At 48.5% G+C, this 2730-nt stretch carries 2 protein-coding genes; both read left to right on the top strand.

What is annotated here, in order from left to right; translation table 11 throughout:
* Positions 1-478 precede the first annotated feature (478 nt).
* Entirely contained in the window at positions 479-1438 is a 960-nt protein-coding gene (locus tag ACI4N7_RS08565) for a LysR family transcriptional regulator (RefSeq protein ID WP_439732942.1), read from the top strand.
* A gap of 103 nt (positions 1439-1541) precedes the next feature.
* Complete coding sequence (locus ACI4N7_RS08560; RefSeq protein WP_439732941.1) at positions 1542-2666, top strand: 5-methyltetrahydropteroyltriglutamate--homocysteine S-methyltransferase; 1125 nt, start codon at positions 1542-1544, stop codon at positions 2664-2666.
* Positions 2667-2730 lie beyond the last annotated feature (64 nt).

The following is a 2730-nucleotide window of genomic DNA, read 5'->3' as shown; positions in this document are numbered from 1 at the left end:
GGAAATAAATTAATAAGGGGGATTCAGAGTGTTCAGAGGGGAATGGCAGCGGCTGGCCTGCTGCCATTCCTCTCCTTCCCGCCGGACGCATCATTCTGAACGCAGTGAAGAATTCCGATGCACAGTGCTGGCAGCTCATGTGTCATAAATACCAGTCAGCAGTAAGGATCCGCCTGACGCAGTCAGCCCACAGCAGGAATGCCTCTCATTAGCAAAAGAAGTAAAAAATACCTGTCAAAAGTGACAGGGGATTGCAGGAAACTGCTAAAGAGCAAATAAAAAAATGCTGACAGGAAGGCTTGCTGATTCTTCAAAACCGCTGTACAAAAATTTCAGCTTTATCCTATAATTAAAGAAACAGACTCATAAGAAAAATAGAGCAAACATGGAGTGAAAATAATTATATCATCCGATTATCCGAATCAATCTGCACATCCTGTTTTCACAAGATGCCTGAAACCAGAACAAGGAGAAAGCTATGACTCTGCAGCAGCTTCGATACGTCATTGCCATCGTACAGGAAGGTTCTTTCAACATGGCGGCCCGCCAGCTTTTCATTTCCCAGCCATCCCTTTCCAAATCCATGGGAGAGCTGGAAAAGGAAATGGGCATCGTTCTTTTCCGGCGAACCAGCCGCGGCGCCCTGCTCACAGAAGAAGGCGTGAAATTTCTTTCCTATGCCCGGCAGGTTGTAGAACAGGCAGACCGGCTGGAAAATGCATATAAAAAAGGCCCTCCTCTGAAGCGGGTTTTTGCCATTTCTTCCCAGCACTATGCTTTCGTAGTCAACGCCTTCGTGGCACTGGTCAGGGAATATGGAAAAGAAAAATATGAATTTACCCTTCGTGAATCCCGCACCTATGACATCATTGAGGATGTGCGGCTGGGACGGAGCGAACTGGGCATTCTTTTTCTCGATCATTTCCGCCGCGATGTGCTTCTTCACATACTGAAAGAGGGAGACATCGAATTCCATCCTCTTTTCAAAACATCCATCCATGTATTTCTCAGCCGGCGCCATCCCCTGTCCTCCCGCTCCTCGCTGACCATGGAAGACCTTGCTCCCTATCCCCGTCTCACCTATGAGCAGGGAATCCATAATTCTCTCTATTTTTCCGAAGAGCCCCTGATCCAGGAATACAGCCCCAAAAACATTATTGTCACTGACCGGGCCACCCTTTTTAACCTGCTCATCGGCCTTGACGGATATACTATCTGCTCCGGTATTCTCAGCGAAGATCTGAACGGTACGGACATCCTCTCCCTTCCTCTGGAAAGCAGCGAAGAAATGACGCTGGGTTACATCACCCTGAAAGGGACCGCCCTCAGAGGCATGGCCGCCCGATATATGGACCATTTGAAATCCTACATCAGCCATTTAGAGGGGATTCTGCCGGCTGTACAGCCCAAGAATGAAGGAAATTCCATTTCCCTATAGATATAGCTTCAGGTTATATCTACCCATGGTTTTCCTGTATTAACGCATATAATGCCTCCTGTGGTAGGATAAACCCATCAGAAAACCACAGGAGGCATTATATATGACTAAACAAATACCATTCCGTAAAGATATTGTAGGCAGTTTTTTAAGACCGGAGGCCCTCAAGGAAGCCAGGGCTTCTTTTGAGAAAGGCCGTATTTCCGCAGAAGAGCTTCGAGAAGTAGAAGACAGGGAAATCCGCCGTCTGGTAGAAAAGGAAAAAGCCAGCGGTCTTCATGATTTTACAGATGGAGAATTCCGCCGTTCCTTCTGGCACCTGGATTTCCTGGCTGCCCTTACAGGCTGTGAGCATGTAGCCGCCAAAGCATGGTCCGTCCATTTTGAAGGAAAACAGCCCAAGGCTACTACCTTCCGCATTACAGGAAAACTGGATTTCCCCGAGGACCATCCTTTCCTCTCCCACTTCCGTTTCCTGAAATCCCTGGAAGATGAAAACCATGTGGCCAAAATGACCATTCCCTCTCCTTCCATGCTTCACCTTATGACCTGCGTCAGGGAAGAAAACCCAAGGCTTCCGGACATCTACGAGGGAAGGGAGGAGACCCTGTTTCAGGATATCATCAGCACATACCGGAAAGCCGTCAAAGCTTTCTATGATGAGGGCTGCCGCTATCTTCAATTTGATGACACCTCCTGGGGAGAATTCTGCTCCAGGGAAAAAGCAGATGCCTACAAGGCCAGAGGCATCGACCTGGAACATATCAAGAGGAAATATGTGGAAGTGCTGAACGAAATCCTCAAGGAAAAACCGGCTGATATGACCATCACCATGCATATCTGCCGCGGCAATTTCCGCTCCACCTGGTTCTCCTCCGGCGGCTATGAACCGGTGGCGGAAGTCCTCTTCAGCTCCTGCCTTGTAGACGGCTTCTTCCTGGAATATGACAGCGACCGTGCCGGCGATTTCAAGCCGCTCCGATTCATTAACGGGCAGAAAGTGGTGCTGGGCCTGATTACCAGTAAGACTGCCGCCTTGGAAAATCCTGACGACCTGAAAGCAAGGATCAGAGAAGCCTCCGCCTATGTGCCATTGGAAAATCTCTGCCTCAGCCCCCAGTGCGGCTTTGCTTCTACAGAAGAAGGAAATATTCTCACAGAAGAAGAACAGTGGGCTAAAATCCGTCTTGTCTGCCAGACAGCAGAAGAAATTTGGCCGGACGCCTGAATCATTCATTTTTTTATCTCCCCAATCAAAAATCCATGCAGCATGAGCATCTGCATGGATTTTT

Origin of the sequence: Dialister sp., assembly GCF_051885895.1 — a bacterium.
GTDB lineage: Bacteria > Bacillota > Negativicutes > Veillonellales > Dialisteraceae > Dialister.
Note: the sequence above shows the minus strand (reverse complement) of the source record. Positions and strands in the feature narration are given on the sequence as shown.